Origin of the sequence: Azoarcus sp. KH32C (assembly GCF_000349945.1) — a bacterium.
Taxonomy (GTDB): domain Bacteria; phylum Pseudomonadota; class Gammaproteobacteria; order Burkholderiales; family Rhodocyclaceae; genus Aromatoleum.
The window spans coordinates 1,072,905-1,096,577 of the sequence record NC_020516.1 but is presented as its reverse complement, the minus strand read 5'-3'; the positions used below and the strand labels follow the sequence as shown (position 1 = coordinate 1,096,577).

Genomic DNA, 23,673 nt, shown 5'->3' with positions numbered 1-23,673 from the left:
CTCATTATTTTTTATTCTGGACGATCTGCAGTCCCTTGAGAAGGTTGAGGGCCTGGCCGAGTTGGTAATCGTCCTTGCCCGCAAATTCGAACCGGTGCGGCGACGAGGCCTCGTCATCGGTCGGCTGCTGCTTGGAAGCATCCGCCCCGCCCTTCGCCTTGCCGGCTTCGGGATCCTTGTCGTTGCCCAGATGGCCGTCGAGATCGGCTTCACGCAAGCGACGCGAGGAACCGTTGGCGGTTTCTTCGACGACGATATCGGGTTCGATGCCCTTGGCCTGGATCGAACGGCCGCTCGGCGTGTAGTAGCGCGCCGTCGTCAGCTTGATCGCCGTGCTGTTGTTGAGCGGCAGGATCGTCTGCACCGAGCCCTTGCCGAAGGTCTGCGTACCCATCACGACGGCACGATGATGATCCTGGAGCGCGCCGGCGACGATTTCCGATGCCGATGCGCTGCCGCCATTGACCAGCACCACCATCGGCACCTTGCGTGCGTCGGCCGGCAGGTTCTTCAGGAAGTCCTCACGCGTCCCGCGGAGGTAGTCTTCGGCCGAAGCGCGGTATTCACGCTTGGCATCCTCGGTCCGCCCGTCGGTCGATACGACGAGGGTGCTCGGAGGCAGGAAGGCCGCCGCGACGCCCACCGCACCGTGCAGCAGGCCGCCCGGGTCATTGCGCAGATCCAGCACCAACGCCTTCAGGTCACCGCCCTTCGACAGCTTGCCGAGCTGCTCGACGACCGCCTGCGCCGTGTTCTCCTGGAACTGGGCCACGCGGAGGTAACCATAGCCCGGCTCGATGACCTTGGACTTGACGCTCTGGACCTTGATCACCTCGCGCGTGAGCTTCACGATGATCGGCTTCTGCTCGCCCTTGCGCGCGATCGTCAGCGTGATGTCGGTCTTGGGCTTGCCGCGCATGCGCTTGACGGCGTCATTGAGATTCATGCCCTTGACCGGCGTCTCGTCGAGCTTGACGATCAGGTCGCCCGCCTTGACGCCCGCGCGAAAGGCCGGGGTGTCCTCGATCGGCGAGATCACCTTGACGAAGCCGTCTTCCATGCCGACTTCGATGCCCAGCCCGCCGAACTCGCCGTGCGTGCCGACCTGCAATTCCTTGTAGGCCTCGGCATCGAGATAAGCCGAATGCGGGTCGAGGCCGCTCAGCATGCCGCTGATGGCATGGTTGATCAGGCTCTTGTCCTCGACCGGCTCGACATATCCCTGCTTGATCGCATTGAAGACATCGGCGAACGCGCGCAATTCCTCCACCGGCAACTGCGCCTGCGACACGCGGTCCGCGTTGGCGGAGAAATTGAGGCTGATCAGGACACCGGCGAACACGCCGGTCATGATCAACCCTACCTTTTGAAGCTTGTTGCGCATGAGCACTCCATCGAGGAAATTTCGCCCGGCCCGCGCCGGAAAGTTCAGTTGAGCTGCACCCACTTCAGAGGATCGAGCGGCTGCCCCCGGTAACGGACTTCAAAGTATAAACCCGATTGCCCGTCGCTTCCGCTGGCGCCGACGCGCGCGATCGTCTCGCCCCCGGCAATGTTGTCGCCTACCACTTTCAACAAGGCGTCATTATTGCCGTAGATCGTCAGATAGTCGCCGCCGTGATCGAGAATGATGAGATTGCCATAACCGCGCAGCCAATCGGAGAAGACCACTTCCCCCGAGGCAACCGCGCGCACCTCGGCGCCCGCCGCCGCGCGAATGAACACTCCGCGCCACGCCGTTCCTCCTTCCGCTCTTGGAGCACCAAATCGCCCCACGAGTTCTCCACGCGCAGGAAACTTCATGCGCCCGCGCAACTGGGCAAAACTGACGCCCGAAGGGGTCGGACCGGCGGCCTGCCGAACCTCGCCGACGACCGCTTCACGCGGCGCCGTCGCACGCACCTCCTCGCGGCGGGATGCGGCATCGGTCCGCGCGGACTCGACTTTCGCCGTTTCGGGCTTCGCCGCCTCCACCTTCGGGGCTTCGGACCTGACGGGCTCGGCTTTCGGAGGCTCGACCTTCGCCACTTCCGTGCGGCTCGCCCGCAACGCAGCACGCCTCGCCGCTTCCGCCCTGGCCGCCTCGACTCGAGCAGCCTCAGCCTTTGCCGCCTCCAGCCGTGCCGCTTCGGCACGCGCGGCCCTCGCCGCCGCAGCAGCAGCGGCCACGCGTGCGGCCTCGCGCTCCGCCGCACGCTTCGCCAGCACCGCGACGAGCTGACCAAGCCGCTCCTGATCCTGGCGCAATCCCTGCACTTCGGTACGCTGGCTGCGCAACTGGTCTGCCAGCCCGGCGACCGCGCGACGCCGCTTCTCCTTGACGGCCTCGAGTTCGTCGCGGCGGGCACGCTGCTCCGTCTCCAGCGTCGCAAGGCGGTCGCGACGCGCGGCAATCGTCTCCCCGAGCTGGGCCTTCGAACGCAGATCGGCACGCAGCGTGTCGATCAGTTCGAGATGTGCCTTGCCGAGCTGTTCGAGATAGTAGGCATCACGGGCGAGCTGATTCGGATCGCCGGTCGACAGGAAAGGCGCCACGCTCCCGGCTCCGCCGCGCACATAGTGGCGCCGCAGCCACTCCGCGAGCTCCTTCTGCCGACCGTTGACGCGCTGCTCGACCACCAACCGGTCGGCTTCGAGCTGCGCGAGCGCCTTTTCCGCCGCGGCCCGCTCGTCGCCGAGCTGCTGCAGGTCGCGTTGCATGCGCGACACCGCGCGCTCCGCCTCCGCGAGCTCGCCGGCCGCACTGGAGCGGGATTCCTCGGTATCGGCGATTTCCTTTTGAAGATCACGGATACGGCGGCGAACCTCCTCGAGGTCGGAACGCTTCTGCTCGACGTCGCCGCTTTCGGCACCGTGGGCGACTGCACCCGACAACAGGACGGCAGCCGCGAGGGCGTGCAAGCCCTTGTAAAAGCGGAAACGAATCTTCATCGCCTGGGCAGCACTCGAGCCTTGATCTTCCCTCGCCCGCCCCCCATTTGATGGAGATCCAGAGCGGCCGGACCGGAAAACAGTCTTTCCCGGCTCCAGGGGGAGTCGCCGGAACAACGCAGAACGATTCTGTGCATGAGTGCTCAAGGGAGGAAGCATGGATTGGGATGGGGGCAGACCATCCCGGCCCCGACGCACAAAGGCGCCGAAGGCACGCTTTAACGCGCCGCGGTATTTTATACTACTCACTTGATCCGCACTTCCCGCCCGCCGTGGATAACAACGCCATCATCGATCTCATCGACAAGCACGAACACATCGAGACCGCGGCACGCGCATTGAAGGCCATCGCACACCCCTTGCGCCTGAAGATCCTGTGCGTTCTCGGCGACAGCGAAGTGTGCGTACAGGATATCGTCGAAGCCGTCGGGACCTCCCAGAGCAACATCTCGCAACACCTGGCGATCCTTCGCGACAAGGGCGTACTGCAAACTCGCAAGGATGCAAACCGGGTTTTCTACCGCGTCTGCGACCAGCGGACGCTGCAGCTGATCGTGCTGATGCGCGAGGTCTTCTGCGGCGTGCCGGCGAGCAAGACCTGAACCCGGACTCAACACCGCAACATCAACGGAGCATTCAATTGGAATTTTTGCAGCAGAACTGGTATTGGGCTGCACTCGCGGTCGCTAGCGGCGGCTGGCTGCTCTTCGACGTCGCCCGCAACAGTGCCGACAAGTCACAGCTTTCCCCGGTCGAGGCCACCCTGCTGATCAACCGCGAAGACGCGATCGTGGTTGATGTGCGCGAACAGGCGGAGTATGCCAAGGGTCACATTGCCAATTCTCGCCACCTTCCGGCTGGCGAGTTCGAACGCCGCAGCGGCGAACTCGAAAAATTCAGGAATCAACCCATCATCCTGTGCTGCGCGACCGGCACGCGCTCGGCGGCAGCCGCAGGCACGCTGCGCAAAGCCGGCTTCGAGAAGGTCTTCAATCTGCGCGGCGGCCTGATGGAATGGGAAAAGGCCGGCCAGCCAGTCAGCCGCAAGAGGAAATAAGCATGACTGCCAAGGTCCGCATGTACGCGACCGCTGTTTGCCCGTACTGCGTGCGCGCCGAACAGCTGCTGCGCCGCAAGGGCGTCGCCGAGATCGAGAAGATCCGCGTGGATCTGGATCCGGCACGTCGTGACGAAATGATGAGCATCACCGGTCGCCGCACCGTTCCGCAGATCTTCATCGGCGAGACCCACGTCGGCGGCTGCGACGATCTCTACGAGCTCGACCACCAGGGCCGGCTCGACGAATTGCTGCAATCGTCCTGACGCCCCCCCCGATCCACCTTCGAACCCTCACCACATCACCAGGCCACAACATGTCCGATAACACCCAGGCAGCACAACCCGTCTTCTCGATCGAAAAGATCTACGTCAAGGATCTGTCGCTGGAAGTCCCCAATGCGCCGCGCATCTTCCTCGAACGCGAGAATCCCCAGATCAACGTCCAGTTGCGCAGCGAAGCCGCTGGCGTCGACGACGGCGTCTACGAAGTGACCTTGACGGTCACGGTTTCGGCCAAGCTCGCCGAAGACCGCACCGTGTTCCTGGTCGAAGTGGCCCAGGCCGGCATCTTCCAGATCCGCAACATCCCGGAAAGCGACCTCGAACCGGTCACGATGATCGGTTGCCCGAACATCCTGTTCCCCTATGCCCGCGAAGCGATCTCGGACGCCGTCACCCGTGCCGGCTTCCAGCCCGTGGTGCTCGCTCCGGTCAACTTCGAGGCCCTCTACCAGGCGCAGCAGCAAGCCCCGGCACGTGAAGCGGGCGAACTGCCGATCCAATAAGATCATGCGGAAGAGCGTTCGCGCCCTGGCCGCGGCGGCGGTCCTCCTCGTGCCCGCCACCGCGGCTTTCGCCATCGACTACCGCTCGGTTGCCGAACCGTCGGTGCTGTTCGATGCTCCGTCGGACAAGGGCAAGCGTTTATTCATCATCGCGGCCGGCACCCCGGTCGAGGTGATCGTCAGCCTCGACAAATGGGTCAAGGTGCGCGACGCCGGCGGATCGATCAACTGGATCGAACGCCGCGCGCTGTCCGACAAGCGCACCGTCATGGTCACGAGCCAGAAGGGGACGGTGCGCCAGCGCGCCGCCCTCGACGCGCCGGTCGCCTTCGAGGCGGCGAAGGACGTCGTGCTTGACGTGACCGGCAATCCCGCCGATGGCTGGCTGCCGGTTCGTCACAAGGACGGGGCGGCCGGGTTCATCCGTATCACCGAGGTATGGGGGCTTTGAACCCGAAGCGCATTGCGGTCTTCGGTGCCGGAGCCTGGGGGACAGCGCTGGCCATCGCCTTCAGCCCGCGCCATCAGGTCACGCTATGGGGACGCGACGCCGGGCATATCACCAGCCTGACCGAGCGCCGCAGCAACGACCGTTACCTGCCCGACGTACCGCTGCCGCATTCCCTGGCCGTCACCAGCGATTTTGAGGCGACGGCGCGCGGCGCCGACCTGCACCTCGTCGTCACGCCGCTGGCGGGCTTGCGGAGCACGGTCGCGGAGCTGCGCCGCGTCCAGCCGGATACTCCCTTGATCTGGGCCTGCAAGGGGCTTGAGGCCGGAACGGGGATGCTACCGCACGAAATCGTCGCCGACGAACTCGGTGACGACAGCCGTTGTGGCGTGCTGACCGGACCGAGCTTCGCCGCGGAAGTCGCGCGCGGCATGCCGACTGCTGTCACGCTGGCAGCGCGGGAGCTCGACTTCGCCACCGCCTGGGTCCAGGCGCTGCATCAGCCGCGTCTGCGCATCTACGCCAACGGCGACGTCGTCGGGGCGGAAATCGGCGGCGCCATCAAGAACGTCCTCGCGATCGCTGCCGGCGTATCCGACGGCATGGGCTTCGGCCTCAACGCCCGCGCGGCGCTCATCACCCGAGGACTCGCGGAAATCGCGCGCCTTGCGGCCGCACTCGGGGGCCGTGCCGAGACCCTGATGGGGCTTGCGGGCATGGGCGACCTGATCCTCACGTGCACGGGCGACCTGTCGCGCAACCGCCGCGTCGGCCTCGCACTGGCGCACGGCAAGCGGCTGCACGAGATCCTCGCGGAACTCGGCCACGTCGCCGAGGGGGTCCCGACCGCGCGCGAGGTGGTGCAGCTGGCAAAGCGCCACGATGTCGCGATGCCGCTGTGCGAAGCCGTCGACGCCCTGCTCCACAACGACCGCCTCGGGCCGCGTGAAGTGGTCGAGCAATTGCTGTCGCGCGAACCGACGCGCGAATAAGCGCCCTACATCCTGGCGCCGGCAAATCCCAGCTGGCGCCAGGCCTCGAACGCAACGACGGCCACAGCGTTGGAGAGATTGACGCTGCGGTTCGACGGATACATCGGAATGCGCAGCGTGTGCGCCTGCGGCAGCGAGGCGAGCACCTCAGCCGGCAGGCCGCGCGATTCGGGCCCGAACAACAGCACGTCCTCGTCCCGGTACTCGACCAGATCATAGCGTTCGGCCCCGCGCGTGCTCAGCGCGAACATGCGGCGGCCGGCCAGCGCGGCGGCACAAGCGGTCCAGTCGTCATGAACCGTGACGCGTGCGAGGTCGTGATAATCGAGCCCGGCGCGCGCCAGATGCTTGTCCGACAGATCGAAGCCGAGCGGACGCACCAAGTGCAGATGCGCCCCGGTATTGGCCGCGAGGCGGATCGAATTGCCGGTGTTGGGAGGAATTTCGGGCTGGTACAGGACGATATGCAGCATGTCAGACTGGAGAAGGAGTTCGCGCCACGACGCAGTTCTCGACGCGCGCTGCACCGCTCGCCTTCAGCGTGCGGGCCAACTCGTCGAGCGTCGCGCCGGTGGTCATCACGTCGTCGATGACGATCACGGTCTTGCCGGCGAACGAGGTGTCGCAGCGGAAAGCCCCGCGCATATTGACGCGTCGCCGGCTCCACGGCAAGGTCGCCTGCGACACGGTATCCCGCACGCGACGCACCGCCTCCAGCTCCAGCGGCAGTTTCCAGGCCCGCGCGAGCGGACGCGCGATCTCCACCGCCTGATTGAAGCCGCGCTCGCGCAGACGACGCTCATGTAGCGGCATCGGGACGAGCACGGCCTCCTCGGCAGGGGCAACCCATTCCAGCAGCAGTTGTGCCAGCAGTTGCGACACAGCCAACCGCCCTCCGTACTTCAGCGCTTGCAGCAGCCGATCTGCGGGAAAGAGATAGCTGAGCGCCGCCACGCTCGCGTCAAATGCCGGCGGTTCGCGCTGGCAGCTGCCGCAGACCGCTCCGCCCTTCACCGGTATCGCGCATACCGGGCAACAGTCGTAGGCGAGCGGCAGCTCGCCGCGACACCGCTCGCACAGCAGCTCGCGCCCCGCGCCACAGCCGCAGACGAAGCAGTCATTCGGCAGCAGACGGTCACTGACAAAGGCGCTGACCGCGCGGATCAATCGGGCCGCGTTTGACAAGATTTCAACGAATGAACGAACATGTGAAACTTCGCATTAGACCGTGGAACCTGTTTCATGACAATGACTTCCGTATGCCAAAGCGCTAAACCCACCACTTTGGACCACTCCGCCGTCGAGCGCCGCAAATGGGCGGTCGCGGAAGTCGAGGCACTGTTCGAGCTGCCGTTCATGGATCTCGTGTTCCGCGCGCAGCAGGTGCATCGCGAGCATTTCGACCCCAACGCCGTGCAGCGTTCGACGCTACTGTCGATCAAGACCGGCGGCTGTTCGGAAGACTGCAGCTACTGCTCGCAGTCGGCGCGCTACAAGACCGGGCTCGACCGCCAGCAACTGATGGCGATCGAGGAAGTCGTCGAAAAGGCCAAGGCCGCGAAGGCCAAGGGATCCAGCCGCTTCTGCATGGGCGCGGCATGGAAGGGGCCGAAGGAAAAGGAACTGGAGACCGTCCTCGCGATGGTGCGCGAGGTCAAAGCCTTGGGGATGGAAACCTGCGTCACGCTGGGCATGTTGAAGGGCGATCAGGCGCTGCGACTCAAGGACGCGGGTCTGGATTACTACAACCACAACATCGACACCGCGCCCGAGTTCTACGGCCAGGTCATCACGACCCACACGCTGGCCGACCGCCTCGACACCCTCGACCAGGTGCGCAGCGCCGGCATCAACGTCTGCTCCGGCGGTATCGTTGGCATGGGCGAAGGCCGCAAATCGCGCGCGGGCCTCATTGCACAGCTCGCCAACATGCCCACCCCGCCGCAGTCGGTGCCGATCAACAACCTCGTTGCCGTGCCCGGCACCCCGCTCGCGGACGTCGAAAAGCTCGATCCCTTCGAGTTCGTCCGGACTATCGCCGCCGCCCGCATCACGATGCCGACGAGCTTCGTGCGCCTGTCCGCCGGCCGCCAGCAGATGAACGACGAGATGCAGGCCCTATGCTTCCTCGCCGGCGCGAACTCGATCTTCTACGGCGATCAACTGCTGACCACCGACAACCCGGACGTCGACCATGACCAGGCGCTCTTCGACCGCCTCGGCCTGCGCGCGATCTGATCCGGCCATCCATTTCCGATGGCCATTGACCAGGACTTCGCACTCGACCGCCCTCTACTGAAGCGACGCTTCGAACGCGCTGCCGCGACCTACGATGAGGTCGCCGTGCTCGCGCGCGAGGTCGGCCGCCGCATGGACGAGAGGCTCGACTACATCCGCATCCAGCCCAAGCGTATCCTCGACCTCGGCTGCGGCACGGGCGCCGACCTGGAGATGCTCGGCAAACGCTTCCCCGCCGCCCAACGCGTCGGCGCCGACCTCGCATTCCCGATGCTCGCGCGCGCACGCGGCGAGCGCGGCTTGTTCGACCGCCTGCGCGCCTTCGGCCGCACCCAACGTGCGGAATTTGCCTGCACCGACGCGAGCGCCCTGCCCTTCGCGCGCGCGAGCATGTCGCTCGTGTGGTCCAACCTGATGCTCAACTGGCTCGCTGATCCGCTGCCGGCGCTCAAGGAGATCCACCGCGTCCTCGAGGTCGACGGCATGCTGATGTTCTCGACCTTCGGCCCCGACACGCTGCGCGAGCTGCGTGCGGCACTGCCGACGAAGGGCGGCGAGCGGGTCCATCGCTTCATCGACATGCACGATCTGGGGGACGCCCTCGTCCAGGCCGGCTTCTCGGATCCGGTAATGGACATGGAGATGGTCACGATGACCTACGCCAGCGTCGACGAGCTTCTGCACGACCTGCGCCAGGCGGGCTGTGCGAATGCCGGCACCGCACGTCCGCGCGGCCTCTCGGGGCGTGCAGGATGGGAAAGTGCCCGGCACACGCTCGAAGCGTTGCGTCGCGATGGCCGATTGCCAGCAAGCTTCGAGATCGTGCAGGGACACGCATGGAAAGCCCAACCGAAGACGACCGAAGACGGTCGTTCGGTGATCCGCTTCCAGTCCAAACCGGGTGGTCGGTGAGGCGTTCAGCCGCGCCGCCAGTGTGGCTGTTCGATCTGGACAACACGCTGCATAACGCGAGTGCCTACATCTTTCCGCATATCAATCGCAGCATGACGGCCTACCTCGCGCAGCATCTCGCGCTGAGCGCCGACGATGCGAATGCACTGCGCATCCATTACTGGCGCCGCTACGGCGCGACGCTGACCGGATTGATGCGCCACCACGGCACCGACCCACGACATTTTCTCGCCGCGACCCATCGCTTCGAGCGTCTGCATCACATGATGGTTTTCGAGCGCGCCCTGCGCTCGATGCTGCGCCGCCTGCCGGGACGACGGATCGTGTTCTCGAACGGCCCGCAGGAGTACGCGGAAGCGGTCCTGCAGGCGATGGGCGTCCGGCGACTCTTCGACAGCGTGTACGGCGTCGAACAGATGCGCTTCCACCCGAAGCCGGCGGTCCAGGGCTTCCGCCACCTGCTCCAGGACCATCGGCTCGATCCGAGACGTTGCGTGCTGATCGAGGACTCTGCGTTGAACTTGCGCACGGCCAAGCGCCTCGGCATGCGGACCGTGCTGGTCGGCCGGGGGCTCGGCAAGCCGGCCTACGTGGACTTCAGGATCGCGTCCATCCTCGACTTGCGGCGGATCGCAGGCCGGCTGAGCTGAATTACGCCTGGCCTTTAAGCACGCGCGCGGCTTCGAGCGCGTAGTAAGTCAGGATGCCGTCGGCACCGGCGCGCTTGAACGCGAGCAGCGACTCCATCATGCAGGCCTCGTGCGACAGCCAGCCGTTCGCGGCCGCTGCCTGGAGCATCGCGTATTCGCCGCTGACCTGATAGACGTAGGTCGGCACCTGCAGCTCGGCCTTCACGCGCCGCACGATATCCAGGTAAGGCATGCCGGGCTTGACCATGAACATGTCCGCGCCCTCGGCGATGTCCAGCGCCACTTCGCGGATCGCCTCGTCGCTGTTGGCCGGGTCCATCTGGTAGGTGTACTTGTTGCCCTTGCCCAGATTGCCCGCGGAGCCGACCGCATCGCGGAATGGACCGTAGAAGCTCGATGCATATTTCGCCGCGTAGGCGAGGATGCGCGTGTAGATGCGCCCGTCGCCGTCGAGTTCGGCACGGATGCGCGCGACGCGGCCATCCATCATGTCCGACGGGGCGACGACATCGGCGCCCGCCTGCGCGTGACACAGCGCCTGCTTCGCCAGCGCCTCCAGCGTTTCGTCATTAAGGACGTAGCCGCGCGGGTCCTCGGGATCGATCAGGCCGTCCTGCCCATGGCTCGTGTAAGGATCCAGTGCGACGTCGGTGATGACGCCCAACTCGGGGAAGCGGGCCTTCAGCGCCTGTACGACACGCGGCACGAGGCCGTCCGGATTCCACGCTTCCTCGGCACCCGGCGTCTTGCCCGACGCCTCAATGACCGGGAACAGCGCCAGCGCGGGCACGCCCAGCGACACGGCCTCTTCGGCGACGCGCAGTAGATTGTCGAGCGACACACGGCTCACGCCCGGCATCGACGGCACCGCCTGGGTGATGTTGTTGCCCTCGAGAACGAACACCGGATAGATCAGGTCGTCCGTCGACAGGCGCGACTCGCGCATCAGCCGACGGGAAAACTCGTCGCGGCGCATTCGCCGCATGCGGGTGGCGGGAAAAATTCCGGTTGGGCGCATGTTCAATACAGATCCAATATCGGTTGAATGACAAAGAAACAATCCGTAACCAGTTCAGCCGGGAACTTCCACGGAGGCAGCTGACTCTCATGACACAGATGGTGACGAGCCATCTCCCGCTTCACCTCCCTGAGCGGGTGCCTTAATCCCGTTAAGGCGTTTGACCCCGGGCTTTCTCCCCTTTGGCCCGGGGTTTTTTATTTGCCCGCCGCACGCAACTCGGCCGCGGTCGGGATCGCCGGCAAGTCGTCGGTCGGCAGACCGAGCCACGCGGCGACCTTGTGTTCCACCTCCTCCATGCCGATCTTCTTCAGGCTCGAAAAAAGCTGGACGCTGACCTGTGCTCCCAGCGGCGCCAACTCGCGCCGCACCTTCGCCAGCGAGGCTGCCGCTTCGTTGCGCGACAGCTTGTCCGACTTCGTCAGCAGGCAGTGAACTGGCCGGCCGCCCGACAGATACCAGTCGAGCATCTGCCGGTCGAGCGGCGTCAACGGATGCCGCGAATCCATGATCAGCACGAGACCGATCAGATTTTCGCGTTGCCGCAGATAGGTTTCCAGCAGCGACACCCACTGTTTGCGGATCGCCTCGGGCACCTTCGCATAACCGTAGCCCGGCAGGTCGACCAGCGCAGCACCGCAATCGAGGCGAAAGAAGTTGATCAGCTGGGTACGGCCCGGCGTCTTCGAAACATATGCCAAACGCGTATGTTCGGCAAGCGTATTGATGGCACTCGACTTGCCGGCGTTCGATCGCCCCGCGAACGCGATCTCGGCGCCCACCGGAACAGGCAGATCGCCGGATTTTGCAATGGAAATTTCGAATCGTGCGTTGCGGAAGAGGGGCATCGGGAAGGGGGGCGGAAACGCTGAATGGTTAGGGTTTCGGCCTGCATTGCATCGCGCAAAACCGAACACATAGTATAGAATACCGCGATTTTGCGATAACCACTCACGGCTTTCTGAGGACACCATGATCAAGCGTTCCCTGTTGCTCTCGCTGTTGCTGGTTGCTGGCGGCCTTCACGCCCAGGACCAGGCGGCACCCGATCTCGCCAAGGCAAAACAGACTGCAGAGACGATCTGCGCAGGCTGTCATGGTGCCGACGGCAACAGCCCGGCGCCGACTTTCCCGAAGCTGGCCGGCCAGCATGCCGACTACGTCGCCAAGCAGCTGCGCAACTTCAAGGCCTCCGGCGACAAGCCCGCCGAGCGCGCGAACCCGATCATGGGTGGCATGGTCGCAGCCCTGGACGAGAACGACATGAAGGCGCTGGGCCTGTACTTCGCTTCCCAGACCCAGAAGCCCGATGCCTCGAAGAGCCCCGAGCTCGCAAAACTCGGCCAGAACATCTGGCGCGCCGGCATCCCGGCGAAGAACGTTCCCGCCTGTGCGGGCTGTCACGGCCCGACCGGCGCCGGCGTTCCGGCACTGTTCCCGCGTATCGGCGGCCAGTATGCCGACTACACCGAAGCCCAGCTGAAGGCCTTCCGCGACGGCGGCCGCAAGAACGACCCGGCGCTGATGATGCAGACCATCGCCCTGAAACTGACCGACCCCGAAATGAAGGCGGTTGCGGACTACGCTGCCGGCCTGCACTAAGCCGAATCCGTCGCGCATCCTGCGCCGACAAGAGGGGTGGTCTTGACCACCCCTTTTTCATTTCGGATCCTGTCCGCTTGGGCCGATAATGCAAGGTCTCAATGGCGCGGCACGCACCCCGGGGTGCCGCCTTCCGTAGCGGGAAAGGAGAGTCATGGAACAGAAAACCGGCGCGTCTGCGCGCACGCCGAGTCTCAGCGCCGACGAAGCGCGGAGCGCGATCCTCGATCGACTGGCTGCGGTCCCCGGCCGCGAGCGGGTCGCGGTACGCAGCGCCCTCGGGCGCGTGCTCGCCGAAGCGGTGATCGCACCCTGCAACGTCCCCGCCCACGACAACTCGGCCATGGACGGATTTGCCGTCCGTTTTGCAGACCTGACAAGCGGTGCCGAGACGGCACTGACGGTCGTGGGCACGGCCTTCGCCGGCAAACCCTTCTCCGGCATCGTCGGCGCGGGCCAGGCCGTGCGCATCATGACGGGGGCACCGATCCCGCAGGGCGCCGACACCATCGTGGTACAGGAGGTCGCGCGCACCGAAGGCGGACAGGTCATTGTTCCTGCCGGACAGCGGGCAGGACAAAACCTGCGCCGCGCGGGCGAGGATCTCGCGCTCGGCGGTGTCGCCCTGCCCGCGGGCAAGCGTTGCGGTCCGGCGGAACTGGGCCTGCTCGCGTCGCTCGGCGTCGCCGAAGTGACCGTCCATCGCCGCCTGCGTGTCGCCTTCTTTTCGACCGGCGACGAACTCGCCTCGATTGGAAAGCCGTTGGCGCCCGGCGAGGTCTATGACAGCAACCGGTACACGCTCTTCGGCGCGCTGAGCCGCCTCGGCTGCGAGCTTCTCGACATGGGCGTGGTGCGTGACGATCCCGCGGCGCTCGAAACGGCTTTCCGCGAAGCATCCGCCAGTGCCGATGTGATCCTCACGAGCGGCGGCGTCTCGGTCGGCGAGGCCGACTTCATCCGCGAACTCGTAAACCGACTCGGCCAGGTCGCGTTCTGGAAGATCGACATCAAGCCGGGCCGCCCGATGGCTTTCGGCCGTGTCGGCGATGCCTGGCTGTTCGGCCTGCCCGGCAATCCGGTCGCGGTCCTCGTGACCTTCTACCAGTTCGTGCAGGACGCGCTCCTCGCGCTCTCAGGCGTCGCACCGCTTCCCGACAGCCCGCTCTTCGAGGTGGTCTGCGACAGCGTCATCCGCAAGCAACCGGGACGACGCGAGTACCTGCGCGGGCGGCTCGTCCGTCGCGGCGGAAAGCAGATCGTCGAACTGGCAGGCGCGCAGGGCTCCGGCATCCTGCGCTCGATGTCGGAGGCGAACTGCTTCATCGTGCTGTCCGAAGCGGGCGGCGACGTCGCCCCGGGCGACACCGTGCAGATTCAACTTTTCGACGGGCTCATCTAGCCCGCGCAACAGGATCGATAGACATGACCCAGGACGAACTTAAAAAGGCTGCTGCCCTCGCGGCGCTGGACTACATCGAGGACGGCACGATCGTCGGCGTCGGCACCGGCTCGACGGTCAACCACTTCATCGACGGACTCGCCGGGATCAAGGACCGCATCGCCGGCGCAGTGTCGAGTTCGGAGGCGAGTTCGCGGCGGCTCGCCTCGTACGGCATCCCCGTGATCGACCTGAACGACGTGACCGACCTGTCGGTTTATGTCGATGGCGCCGACGAGATCGACGACGGCTTCGCGATGATCAAGGGCGGCGGCGGCGCATTGACGCGCGAGAAGATCGTCGCAGCCGTGGCCGATCGCTTCATCTGCATCTGCGATGCCTCCAAGCTCGTCGGCTGCCTCGGTGCCTTTCCGCTGCCGGTCGAGGTGATCCCGATGGCGCGCGCCTATGTCGAGCGGGAGCTGCGGCATCTCGGCGGCAAGCCGGTGTTGCGCGAAGGCTTCACGACCGACAACGGCAACGTCATCCTCGATGTCCATGGCCTGCGCATCCCCGAACCGAAGGCCCTCGAGACCGAAATCGACCACATTACCGGCGTGGTCACGAACGGGCTGTTCGCGCGTCGCGGCGCGGATCTGCTGCTGCTGGCGACTCCGCAGGGCGTCGAGCGCCGGGTGGCGACCAAGGGCTGACTCGGAACTGCAATACTTACGTCACATTGAGCTGCTAGGCTCGGTTCTGACCGAGAAATTGAAGGATGAAGATGAGCCGTCACACCTACACGCAATACGACAAGGAGCTCGACGCGATCCGCAAGCGTCTGCTCGAAATGGGCGGGCTGGTCGCACAGCAGCTGTCACGAGCCATCGCTGGCCTGGGCGATGGGAATCCGGCCGAACTCGAAATCGTCATCGAGCAGGACCGCCGCGTCAATGACGAAGAGGTCGCGCTCGACGAGGCCTGCATTCAGCTGATCGCCCGTCACGGCCCGACCGCCGGCGATCTGCGGATGGTCATGACGATGATCCAGATGATCACCGACCTCGAGCGCGTCGGCGACGAAGCGAAGAAGATTGCGAAGGCGGCCCGACGTATTCTCGAATCCGACAGCAGCTTCGTGCCAAAGATCGAGCTGCACCACGTCGCAGAAATGGTCGTGGACATGCTGCAGCGCTCGCTGGACGCCTTCGCGCGCATGGACCCGTCGTCGTCGCCGGACATCGTGCGCAAGGACAAGGAGGTCGATGCGCTCTTCAAGGGGATCATGCGCCAGCTGATCACCTACATGATGGAAGATCCGCGCCTGATCACGCGTTCGCTCGACGTGCTGTTCATCGCGAAGTCGATCGAACGGATCGGCGACCACGCCAAGAACGTGTCCGAATACGTCGTCTATATGGTCAAGGGCAAGGACGTGCGCCACGAAGGCGTCGAGGCGCTGGAGCGCGCAAGCGGCGCCGAGTGAGCGGCGCGGCCTTCGCGGCCGCATCCGGAAGAACGACGGGAGGTCGGGCGTTGCGCCCGACCTCCCGCCTTTTTTGTGCCTGGAACCGGAAAATCAGGCACTCGGAGGCACGTAGCCGCCGACTTGGTCGGCGCCGCCGCCGAAGAAATGCTTTTCCATCTGTTCCGACAGATACTTACGCGCCCGCGCATCCATCAGGTTGAGACGGTTCTCGTTGATCAGCATGGTCTGATACTTGACCCACTGCTGCCAGGCTTCCTTCGAAACGCTATCGAAGATGCGCTGTCCCAGCGCGCCCGGGACCGGCGGGCGATCGAGCCCTTCCGCTTCCCGTCCGAGCTTCACGCAATTGACCATACGGGTCATCTTTCAATCCTCTTGCCAGGTTGGTTGATCAGTATCCGGAATCGTCATTCTATCGGATTCGCAGGCGCGGATTCGTCGGCACGGCGTTCGGCCAGGGTCCAGCGTCCGCGTCCGGCGTTCTTCGACGAGTACATGGCCTGGTCTGCGACCGCGATCAGCCCTTCGCCGTCGAGGGCATGCTGGGGATATACCGCGATGCCGATACTGGCCGACAGGCCGACGGCGCGGCCGGCAAACTCGAAACGCAGCCCGGTGATGACCTCGAGCACGCGCCGCGCGAGCTCGCATAGCTCGGAGGTGTCGGTATCGGGCACGAGCAGCGCGAATTCGTCCCCGCCGAGCCGGCAGAACAACTCGTTGCGCCGCACAACGTCGCCAACGGCGCTCGCCAACGCGACGAGGACGGCGTCGCCCGCCTGGTGGCCGAATTCGTCATTGATCGGCTTGAAGCCGTCGAGGTCGATCGCGAGCAGGCCGAGTCGCATGTCACGCCGCGAGGCCTCGGCCAGTAGGCGGTCGAGTTCTTCATGGAAGCGCCGGCGATTGAACAGGCCGGTGAGCGGATCGTGCTCGGCGAGTTCGACCAGGCGCCGCTCGATGCCGCGCTGCTGGGTGACGTCCTCGTAGATCCACACGCGGCCGATCCCGCGTCGCCCCTGCACCGCCTCGACGACGGCCGAGATGTCCGTCACGATGTGGCCGTTCCGGAAACGCACTTCATAGGGTTCGCTGACGACGTAGGTGCGCAAGACCGCCTCGATGTGCTCGATGTAGGCCTCGGGCTGCTCGATCAGCTCGGCGATCCGGCTTTGCAGCACGACGTCGCGAACGCCGATCAGGTTTTCGTCCGGCGGGAAGCCCCAGATGTCGAGCATCGCGCGGTTGTAGTACAGCACGCGGTGGTCGCGATCCATGAACAGGATGCCCAGCCGGATGACGTTGAGCAGCGCGGACAGGCGCTGCCGCTCGTCGTTGCTACGCGCGAGATAGCGCTCGCGCAGAGCCTGCGCCCGGCGCAACTCGGTGACGGTCTCGAGCAGCTTGTACTCGGTCTCCTTGCGCGCTTGGATGTCTTCGGCGGACATCCGCAGTCCGGCAGGTGCGGACGACATGGCCCGCAGCGGGCGCCAGTGGCAGGCCACCCAGCAGATGCGCCCGTCTTCGCGCAGCAGGCGCATCTCGAAATCCTCGCCTTCGCTGCCTTCGGCCACGCGCTTGGCCATCCGCTGGCAATAGCCGCGGTCCGATTCGTGCACGAGCAAGGTGATCGCGTCGGGCGCGGCGAGACAGGCTTCCGGCGACCAGCCCGTCAGGCGTTCGATCGACGGGCTGATCCACATCAGATGCCCGTCCAGGCCGAAGATCGCCTCCAGGCCATGCACGCCCTGGGCGAGCTCCCGCAGTTGGGTCACGCCGACTTCGGCTGCGTCCATCAGCGCCAGCGGGTCGCGCGGCGGCCGCTCGGGCGGGGTGACCAGGCGCGCACGGGCCCCCAAGGATTCGAGACGGCCGGCGAGGTCGGCGACGGCATCGGCGTGGTGGCGGCTGCAGGCCTCGGCGTGACGTCGCACGATCCAGGCGACCGCCCCGGCGACACCGGCGATGGCAAGGCCTGCCGCAACGGCAGCAGCCACACCCTCCAACTGAGCTCCCGCGGCGGCGACGATTGCGCCCGCCAACGCGGCGAGTGCGCCGGCGGCGGCGGCAACGGTACGAGGGCTGGGCGGCGCCGTCACCATGCCGCACCTCCGCGACGGAATGCCGCAACCGATCGGCAGGAAGATGCGCAGGCGTCGGTCATAGCGGTTTGACGAAGACCTTTGAGCGACGCTGGTAGTTGTATAGCTCGCGCTTCTGCCGTGGCAGGGCTTCGGGCCCGATCTCGGAGAAGCCGCGCTCGCGGAACCAGTGCGCCGTGCGCGTCGTCAGCACGAAGAGGCGCTGGAACTGCTGCGCGCGGGCACGCTGCTCGATGCGTCGCAGCAACTGGTCGCCCAGGCCCGCGCGCCGATACTCGGGCGTCACGGCCAGGCATGCGAGTTCGGCGGCCCGTTCGTCGGAAAACGGGTACAGGGCGGCACAGCCGACCAATACCCCGTCATGCTCGACGACCGAGAAGCGATCGATTTCCTGTTCGAGCAGTTCGCGACCGCGCCGCACCAGCGTCCCATCGGCCTCCATCGGCGAGATCAGCGCGACCAGCGCGCCGACGTCTTCGACGGTGGCTTCGCGCAGGCGGAACAGGGCGTCGCGCGACACCACGGTGCCGACGCCGGCGTGCGTGAAGAATTCGAGCAGCAGGCCGCCGTCCTTGTCGTGGTCGATCAGGTGCGCCCGTGCCACCCCCCTGCGCACGGCACGAATCGCGTACGGCAAGTATAGGTGCAGGTCTTCGGTCAGCCCCTCGCCGGCCGTGAACATGCGCTCGGCCTCGTCGGCCGTCACCGAATCGATCAGATGGCCATCGGCGTCGAGGAGCCCGGGCGCATCGCACAGGTAGATGAGCTTTTCCGCCTGAACCGCAACGGCCACGGCCTCGGCGACTTCCTCCAGGGGCAGATTGAAGATCTCGCCCGCGGGCGACACGCCCATCGACGAGATCAGCACGACGTTCTGCTGGTCGAGGTCGGCGTTGATTTCCTCGGCGATGATCTTGCGCACCGCACCCGTGTATTGATAATCGATACCATCGACGACGCCCACGGGGCGCGCGGTGATGAAGTTGCCGCCCGTCACGCGCATGTAGCTGCCCGCCATCGGCGTGTTCGGCAGGCCTTGGGACAGCAAGGCCTCAAGTTCGAGGCGGGTGACGGCCATCGCCGCCTTCACGCATTCGAGCGCGGCGGCGTCCGTGACCCGCAAGCCGTTGTGGTAGCGCGGCTCCAGGCCGCGACGCGCGAGTTCGGCGTCGATCTGCGGACGCGCCCCGTGCACGAGCACCAGCCGGATGCCGAGCGCCGCCAGCAGGTTGCAGTCATAGGCCAGGCTTTGCGCGCGATCGCCCGCCGCCACTTCACCGCCGAAGGCGAGCACGAAGGTTCGGCCGCGAAAGGCATGGATGTACGGCGCAGCGCCGCGCACCCAGGCGACGAATTGTTCGGTGGAAGCAGCGACTTCGGCGGCTGCGACGGAAGGATTCGTAATGCTGTTCAACGGGTCACTGCTCCGGCTCCAGGACGCGCCCGCCGCTTCGCGGCATGACTGGCGCTTACCTGCACTGAATTGATTCTAGCGGAATAGTCCGCAAAACGCGGTGAGCAAATCCCGGCCGACGATGCTGCGGCACCGACGACGGGACACACGCACCGCTCGTTCGTCACTAACCCAGGGCTCCTTCGAGGCGGGCACAGATCGTGCGCAACACCTTGATGCGGGCAAAGAGCTTGTTTTCGGCCTCGACCAGTGTCCAGGGCGAATTCTCCGTGCTAGTTCGGTCGACCATGTCGCAGACGGCGCGCCCGTAATCGTCCCACTTTTCGCGGTTGCGCCAATCTTCCGGCGTCAGCTTGAAACGCTTGTGAGCCTCCGCCTCGCGCGCCTTGAAGCGCACAAGCTGCTCGTCCTGCCCGATGTGCAGCCAGAACTTGACGACCACGGCACCCGCGACCCCGAGCTGATCCTCGAAGTCGTTGATTTCCGCATAGGCACGCATCCAGTCCGCCTCGCTGCAATAGCCCTCCACGCGCTCGACCAGCACGCGCCCGTACCAGGATCGATCGAAGATTGCGACCCGTCCCTGGCGCGGCAGGTGTCGCCAGAAGCGCCACAGGTACGGCTGAGCGCGCTCCTCCTCGCTCGGAGCCGAAACGGGGATGATGTTGTAGCGGCGCGCGTCGATCGCTGCTGTAACACGACGTATCGTGCCCCCCTTTCCTGCAGCGTCCGCCCCCTCGAACACGAGGATCAGCGATCGCTTCCGGAAGGGGTCGTCGCGCGTGAGCAGCGCGAGGCGTCCCTGATAGTGCTCGAGCAGCTCGCCGTATTCCTTCTTTTCCATCGGCTGCTGCAATTGCAGGCTGTTGAGCAGGTTGCGCTCGTCCGGCATGGATGGAAGCGGGGGCGCGGATTGCCTTGCCGCCCATTTGCGGGTCGCCACCTCGAGGCGCTTGCGCAGGGCGTCATGCAGCGTGCGGCCGACGGCCAGACTGCGGAAACACGGATCCGATCCGTCAACGATCATCCACGGCGCCTCGCCCGTGCTCGTTCGCCGCAGCGTGTGCTCGGCGATTTCGCGATACCGGTCGTACAGGTCGGCGTAGTGCCACTCCTGTTCGGTGATCCGCCAACGCGTCCGAGGGTCCTTTTCCAGCGCCTTCAGGCGTTTGCGCTGCCCGTCCTTCGACAGGTGGAACCAGAACTTCACGAGCAGCACGCCTTCGCGCGCGAGCATCGCTTCGAAGCGGTTGATCTCGTCGAGGCGCTGGTCGAGGTCGGACTTCTTCGAGCGCTTTTCGACGCGCTCGTTGATCGGATCCGTATACCAGTTGCCGAACATGATGCCGATCTTGCCGCGGGGCGGCAGCGCACGCCAGAAACGCCACATGAACGGCCGCTCGGCCTCTTCGGACGTCGGCGAGTCGAATGCCGAGGTCTGGACGTGGCGCGGGTCCATCCAGGCGTTCAGGAGATTGACCGTCTCGCCCTTGCCCGCTCCGTCTACGCCGTTGATCAACACGATCACCGCGAAGGCTTTCGTATCGAGGAGCTCGAACTGCGCATCGAGGAGCTGCGCACGCAGCACCGGAACAGCGGCGTCATACTCGGCCTTGTCGGTCTTGTGCCCCAGTTCAGCGGATTCGAACATCGCGCCTCTCCTAGTAGTCGCCCCACAACGCCTGCATCGCGGCCATCGCCGCCAGCCCGGCCGTCTCGGTGCGCAGCACGCGCGGCCCGATCGCGATGCCGGTGCAACCCGCGCTGCGACAGGCCGCCAATTCGGCGTCCGACCATCCCCCTTCGGGCCCGACGAGCAAATGCACGGCGCCGTCCGGCTTCGGCAGCGACGCGAGTCCTCCGCCCGCCGCCGGGTCGAACATCAGCCGCCGTGCAGTGTGCGCGTCCGCAAGATACTCGCGCAAGCCGCGGATCGGCGCGATCTCCGGCACGCGATTGCGGCCGCTCTGCTCGCAAGCCGCAATCGCGATCTGCTGCCAGTGTGCGACGCGCTTGGCGGCGCGTTCGTCCACAAGCCGCAGCACCGAGCGCTCGGCCTGCACAGGATGAATCGCGACGGCGCCGATCTCGACCGCCTTCTGCACGATCCAGTCCATCTTGTCGCCGCTGGCGAGCGCCTGGACGAGCACCAGTTGCAGCGGAGACTCGCGCTCGACCGCGTTGCACCCGTGCAGCGTCGCGAAACACTCCTTGCCCCGGACGTGCAACTGGGCGGCCGTTTCGCCGCCGTCGCCGTCGAAGAGCGTGACCATTTCGCCGTCACGCAGGCGCAGCACGCGCACGGCATGGTGCGCCAGTTCATCGGGCAACCGGACTTCGCCGCCTGCGGGCAATGGGAGGGGGAAAAAGAAGCGAGGGATCATCGTGGTATTATCGCGGCAATGCTTGTGTTCCGGGAGAATCGCAATGATCTTCACAATTCTTCCGCAGCACCTCCCGAACCGACACCCCCGGGTAGCCAGCCTACCGCCCCACGCGGGACTACGGGACTAACGATGCCCACAGCAGCACACCGCCTCTCCCACGCCCGCGCGCTGGAGTCGGTCGCGCGCGAGATTGCCCGCGACGTGATCCTGCCGCGCTACTTGAAGAGCGCACGCAACCGCAAAGCCGACGGATCCCTCTTTACCGAAGCCGATCTGGAATCCCAGCGCCGGTTCGCCGAAGCGCTGCCACTTCTCGCGCCCGGCCCCGTCCTCGGCGAAGAGATGAGCGGCGCCGAGCAGGCTCACATCTGGAGCGCCGGGCGCCGCGGGTTGTGGTGTATCGACCCCATCGACGGCACGACCAATTTCGCGAACGGGATTCCCTTCTTTGCCGTCTCGATCGCCTATCTTGTCGACCACGAGCCGCGCTTCGGGGTGGTCTACAACCCCGTCACCGACGAGTCTTTCTACGCGGCGAAGGGCGCCGGCGCCTTCCTCAACGGCGTCGAGCTGCCGCTGCGGTCGGCTGCGACCAGCCTGCGCGACGCCGTCGCGGGGATCGATTTCAAGCGCATCAGCCACCACCTCGGCGACGAGCTTGCGGTACGTCCGCCCTATTACTCCCAGCGCAATTTCGGCTCCAGCGCGCTCGAATGGTGCTTTGTCGCCGCGGGCCGGCTCGACGTCTATGTGCATGGCGGCCAGATGCTGTGGGACTACGCGGCGGGACGGCTGATCCTCGCAGAAGCCGGCGGCGTCGCCGCGGCCCTTGACGGCGGCACGCTGATGGCCGGCCCGTCGATCAAGCGCGGCGTCATCGCGGCGGCCAGTCCCGGCCTGTTCACCGACTGGCGCAACTGGATCGCCGCACACTCGTAAGCCTTCCGAACAGTCGATAGCCACGCGCGCAGGACGGATTTACCGGCAGGATTCAGGCTATTATTTTCGCCTGACGACTCTTCGACGCAGCTCATGACCCAGGCTTCTCCCCCTGCCGACACGCCCGACCGCCGCCAACATCACCGCGTGCGTGAAATCTTTGCCGAGGCCTGCGAAAAGCTGGCGCCCTTCTTCGCGCCGGAAAACCGGTGGGGAAACGTAACACTGGATCATCTGGCCTACCGCGTGGTGCGTGAGAACTACCCGGAATTGAGCTTCGAAGAAGTCCACGTGCTGGTCCTGGCTGCCCATCGCGTGTACACCCAAAGCCACAGCACCTGACAGCGCCGGACGATCCGTGCGCCGCGTGAGACGATGTCGACCAAGCACCCCATCATCGCCGTGACCGGCTCCTCAGGCGCCGGCACCACTACGGTCAAGCACACCTTCGAGGCGATCTTCCATCGCGAGGACGTCAACGCCGCCATCGTCGAAGGCGACAGCTTCCATCGTTACACGCGCGACGAGATGAAGTGCCTGATCGAGGACGCGGAACGCGCGGGGCAACGCGGCATCAGCCATTTCGGACCCGAAGGCAATCTCTTCGAGGAACTTGAGGCGCTGTTCCGCGCCTACGGCGAGTCGGCGACCGGTCGCTACCGCAATTACATCCACGATGCCGAAATCGCCGCACGCCGCCGTCTGCCGATCGGCACCTTCAGCGACTGGGAAGATCTTCCGGTCGGCACCGACTGCCTGTTCTACGAAGGCCTGCACGGGGCGGTCGTCACCGAGAAGGTCGACGTCGCCCGGCACGTGGACCTGCTGATCGGGGTCGCGCCGACGATCAACCTCGAATGGATCCAGAAGCTGCATCGCGACACGCGCGAGCGCGGCTATTCGAAGGACGCCGTGCAGGACACGATCCTGCGCCGCATGCACGACTACGTGCATTACATCGTCCCGCAGTTCTCGCACACCCACATCAACTTCCAGCGCGTGCCGGTCGTCGACACCTCGAATCCCTTCATCGCGCGCGAAGTGCCGACGCTCGACGAATCGATGGTCGTAATCCGCTTCAAGGACCCGCGCGGCGTCGATTTCCCCTACCTGCTGCGCATGATCCACGACGCTTTCATGTCGCGTGCGAACACCATCGTGATCCCCGGCGGCAAGCTGGATCTCGCGATGCAGCTGATCCTGACGCCACTGATCTGGAAGCTGATGGAGCGGCGCCGCCAGTGGGTCTGAGCGCCTGAGCAGGGGCAATTGGCCTGCCCGGGCAGAGACTTACCGCGCCTTGCGGCGCAGCAAACCCTACCC

Annotated in this window: 27 protein-coding genes; 16 read left to right on the top strand and 11 right to left on the bottom strand. The window is 65.6% G+C overall.

Going from position 1 to position 23,673, the window contains the following annotated elements:
* Positions 1 to 4 precede the first annotated feature (4 nt).
* Both AZKH_RS04965 and AZKH_RS04960 read right to left on the bottom strand, forming a co-directional pair.
* A complete protein-coding gene (locus AZKH_RS04965; RefSeq protein WP_015434648.1) occupies positions 5 to 1,384 on the bottom strand; it encodes a S41 family peptidase in 1,380 nt (459 codons plus the stop codon).
* A gap of 44 nt (positions 1,385 to 1,428) precedes the next feature.
* Positions 1,429 to 2,931: a murein hydrolase activator EnvC gene (locus AZKH_RS04960; protein WP_015434647.1), complete on the bottom strand. Its 1,503-nt coding sequence runs from the start codon at positions 2,929 to 2,931 to the stop codon at positions 1,429 to 1,431.
* Between the two features lie 272 nt (positions 2,932 to 3,203).
* Here AZKH_RS04960 and AZKH_RS04955 point away from each other — a divergent pair, with 272 nt between their 5' ends.
* From AZKH_RS04955 to AZKH_RS04930, 6 genes are read left to right on the top strand one after another with little or no spacing between them, the layout of a single operon-like run.
* A complete protein-coding gene (locus AZKH_RS04955) occupies positions 3,204 to 3,533 on the top strand; it encodes a helix-turn-helix transcriptional regulator (protein WP_015434646.1) in 330 nt (109 codons plus the stop codon).
* A gap of 38 nt (positions 3,534 to 3,571) precedes the next feature.
* Positions 3,572 to 3,988: a rhodanese-like domain-containing protein gene (locus AZKH_RS04950; protein ID WP_015434645.1), complete on the top strand. Its 417-nt coding sequence runs from the start codon at positions 3,572 to 3,574 to the stop codon at positions 3,986 to 3,988.
* A 2-nt stretch (positions 3,989 to 3,990) separates the two neighbouring features.
* Positions 3,991 to 4,254 (top strand): glutaredoxin 3, encoded by a 264-nt coding sequence (grxC, locus tag AZKH_RS04945; RefSeq protein WP_015434644.1) that lies wholly within the window; start codon positions 3,991 to 3,993, stop codon positions 4,252 to 4,254.
* A 50-nt stretch (positions 4,255 to 4,304) separates the two neighbouring features.
* Positions 4,305 to 4,775, top strand: a complete 471-nt coding sequence (secB, locus tag AZKH_RS04940) for a protein-export chaperone SecB (RefSeq protein ID WP_015434643.1) — start codon at positions 4,305 to 4,307, stop codon at positions 4,773 to 4,775.
* A 4-nt stretch (positions 4,776 to 4,779) separates the two neighbouring features.
* Entirely contained in the window at positions 4,780 to 5,226 is a 447-nt protein-coding gene (locus tag AZKH_RS04935; RefSeq protein WP_015434642.1) for an SH3 domain-containing protein, read from the top strand.
* The gene (locus tag AZKH_RS04930) at positions 5,214 to 6,218 is read left to right on the top strand and encodes an NAD(P)H-dependent glycerol-3-phosphate dehydrogenase (RefSeq protein ID WP_015434641.1); all 1,005 of its coding nucleotides are present in this window, start codon (positions 5,214 to 5,216) and stop codon (positions 6,216 to 6,218) included. Before AZKH_RS04935 ends, AZKH_RS04930 begins: the two co-directional genes overlap by 13 nt.
* Before the next feature lie 5 nt (positions 6,219 to 6,223).
* On the opposite strand, the gene AZKH_RS04925 is transcribed toward AZKH_RS04930, so the two are convergent.
* Complete coding sequence (locus tag AZKH_RS04925) at positions 6,224 to 6,691, bottom strand: tRNA (cytidine(34)-2'-O)-methyltransferase (RefSeq protein WP_015434640.1); 468 nt, start codon at positions 6,689 to 6,691, stop codon at positions 6,224 to 6,226.
* Position 6,692: 1 nt separating this feature from the next.
* Entirely contained in the window at positions 6,693 to 7,385 is a 693-nt protein-coding gene (locus AZKH_RS04920) for a ComF family protein (protein WP_015434639.1), read from the bottom strand.
* Positions 7,386 to 7,466: 81 nt separating this feature from the next.
* Here AZKH_RS04920 and bioB point away from each other — a divergent pair, with 81 nt between their 5' ends.
* The 3 genes from bioB to AZKH_RS04905 are packed head-to-tail and all read left to right on the top strand — an operon-like array spanning position 7,467 to position 10,018.
* On the top strand, positions 7,467 to 8,456 hold the full coding sequence (bioB, locus tag AZKH_RS04915) for a biotin synthase BioB (protein ID WP_231874529.1): 990 nt from the start codon (positions 7,467 to 7,469) through the stop codon (positions 8,454 to 8,456).
* 18 nt (positions 8,457 to 8,474) lie between these two features.
* On the top strand, positions 8,475 to 9,368 hold the full coding sequence (locus AZKH_RS04910) for a methyltransferase domain-containing protein (RefSeq protein ID WP_015434637.1): 894 nt from the start codon (positions 8,475 to 8,477) through the stop codon (positions 9,366 to 9,368).
* A gap of 20 nt (positions 9,369 to 9,388) precedes the next feature.
* Positions 9,389 to 10,018: a pyrimidine 5'-nucleotidase gene (locus AZKH_RS04905; RefSeq protein ID WP_015434636.1), complete on the top strand. Its 630-nt coding sequence runs from the start codon at positions 9,389 to 9,391 to the stop codon at positions 10,016 to 10,018.
* 1 nt (position 10,019) lies between these two features.
* On the opposite strand, the gene hemB is transcribed toward AZKH_RS04905, so the two are convergent.
* Both hemB and yihA read right to left on the bottom strand, forming a co-directional pair.
* Positions 10,020 to 11,036 carry a porphobilinogen synthase gene (gene hemB, locus AZKH_RS04900; RefSeq protein WP_041655924.1) on the bottom strand — a complete coding sequence of 339 codons (1,017 nt, stop codon included), beginning with the start codon at positions 11,034 to 11,036 and terminating at the stop codon, positions 10,020 to 10,022.
* A 197-nt stretch (positions 11,037 to 11,233) separates the two neighbouring features.
* Positions 11,234 to 11,884 carry a ribosome biogenesis GTP-binding protein YihA/YsxC gene (yihA, locus tag AZKH_RS04895; protein ID WP_015434634.1) on the bottom strand — a complete coding sequence of 217 codons (651 nt, stop codon included), beginning with the start codon at positions 11,882 to 11,884 and terminating at the stop codon, positions 11,234 to 11,236.
* Positions 11,885 to 12,008: 124 nt separating this feature from the next.
* On the opposite strand from yihA, the gene AZKH_RS04890 reads away from it, so the two are divergent.
* From AZKH_RS04890 to phoU, 4 genes are all read left to right on the top strand, one after another.
* Complete coding sequence (locus AZKH_RS04890; RefSeq protein WP_015434633.1) at positions 12,009 to 12,638, top strand: cytochrome c; 630 nt, start codon at positions 12,009 to 12,011, stop codon at positions 12,636 to 12,638.
* Between the two features lie 154 nt (positions 12,639 to 12,792).
* Positions 12,793 to 14,040 carry a gephyrin-like molybdotransferase Glp gene (gene glp / locus AZKH_RS04885; RefSeq protein ID WP_015434632.1) on the top strand — a complete coding sequence of 416 codons (1,248 nt, stop codon included), beginning with the start codon at positions 12,793 to 12,795 and terminating at the stop codon, positions 14,038 to 14,040.
* A gap of 23 nt (positions 14,041 to 14,063) precedes the next feature.
* Positions 14,064 to 14,732 carry a ribose-5-phosphate isomerase RpiA gene (gene rpiA, locus AZKH_RS04880; RefSeq protein WP_015434631.1) on the top strand — a complete coding sequence of 223 codons (669 nt, stop codon included), beginning with the start codon at positions 14,064 to 14,066 and terminating at the stop codon, positions 14,730 to 14,732.
* A 71-nt stretch (positions 14,733 to 14,803) separates the two neighbouring features.
* Positions 14,804 to 15,505 carry a phosphate signaling complex protein PhoU gene (phoU, locus tag AZKH_RS04875; RefSeq protein WP_041656896.1) on the top strand — a complete coding sequence of 234 codons (702 nt, stop codon included), beginning with the start codon at positions 14,804 to 14,806 and terminating at the stop codon, positions 15,503 to 15,505.
* 93 nt (positions 15,506 to 15,598) lie between these two features.
* Here phoU and AZKH_RS04870 read toward each other — a convergent pair whose 3' ends face one another.
* The 5 genes from AZKH_RS04870 to AZKH_RS04850 form a co-directional block, all read right to left on the bottom strand.
* Complete coding sequence (locus AZKH_RS04870; protein ID WP_015434629.1) at positions 15,599 to 15,871, bottom strand: oxidative damage protection protein; 273 nt, start codon at positions 15,869 to 15,871, stop codon at positions 15,599 to 15,601.
* A gap of 44 nt (positions 15,872 to 15,915) precedes the next feature.
* Positions 15,916 to 17,610, bottom strand: a complete 1,695-nt coding sequence (locus AZKH_RS04865; RefSeq protein ID WP_015434628.1) for a GGDEF domain-containing protein — start codon at positions 17,608 to 17,610, stop codon at positions 15,916 to 15,918.
* A 58-nt stretch (positions 17,611 to 17,668) separates the two neighbouring features.
* Positions 17,669 to 19,024 carry an amino-acid N-acetyltransferase gene (argA, locus tag AZKH_RS04860; protein WP_015434627.1) on the bottom strand — a complete coding sequence of 452 codons (1,356 nt, stop codon included), beginning with the start codon at positions 19,022 to 19,024 and terminating at the stop codon, positions 17,669 to 17,671.
* Between the two features lie 166 nt (positions 19,025 to 19,190).
* Positions 19,191 to 20,675, bottom strand: a complete 1,485-nt coding sequence (gene pap, locus AZKH_RS04855; RefSeq protein WP_015434626.1) for a polyphosphate:AMP phosphotransferase — start codon at positions 20,673 to 20,675, stop codon at positions 19,191 to 19,193.
* Between the two features lie 10 nt (positions 20,676 to 20,685).
* The gene (locus tag AZKH_RS04850; RefSeq protein ID WP_041656887.1) at positions 20,686 to 21,408 is read right to left on the bottom strand and encodes a 16S rRNA (uracil(1498)-N(3))-methyltransferase; all 723 of its coding nucleotides are present in this window, start codon (positions 21,406 to 21,408) and stop codon (positions 20,686 to 20,688) included.
* A 132-nt stretch (positions 21,409 to 21,540) separates the two neighbouring features.
* Here AZKH_RS04850 and AZKH_RS04845 point away from each other — a divergent pair, with 132 nt between their 5' ends.
* The 3 genes from AZKH_RS04845 to AZKH_RS04835 all read left to right on the top strand — a co-directional run bounded on the left by AZKH_RS04845 (position 21,541) and on the right by AZKH_RS04835 (position 23,601).
* Positions 21,541 to 22,350 (top strand): inositol monophosphatase, encoded by an 810-nt coding sequence (locus AZKH_RS04845; protein ID WP_015434624.1) that lies wholly within the window; start codon positions 21,541 to 21,543, stop codon positions 22,348 to 22,350.
* A gap of 93 nt (positions 22,351 to 22,443) precedes the next feature.
* Complete coding sequence (locus AZKH_RS04840) at positions 22,444 to 22,692, top strand: hypothetical protein (RefSeq protein ID WP_015434623.1); 249 nt, start codon at positions 22,444 to 22,446, stop codon at positions 22,690 to 22,692.
* Positions 22,693 to 22,725: 33 nt separating this feature from the next.
* Positions 22,726 to 23,601, top strand: a complete 876-nt coding sequence (locus tag AZKH_RS04835; protein WP_015434622.1) for a phosphoribulokinase — start codon at positions 22,726 to 22,728, stop codon at positions 23,599 to 23,601.
* The last annotated feature ends 72 nt before the right edge of the window (positions 23,602 to 23,673 follow it).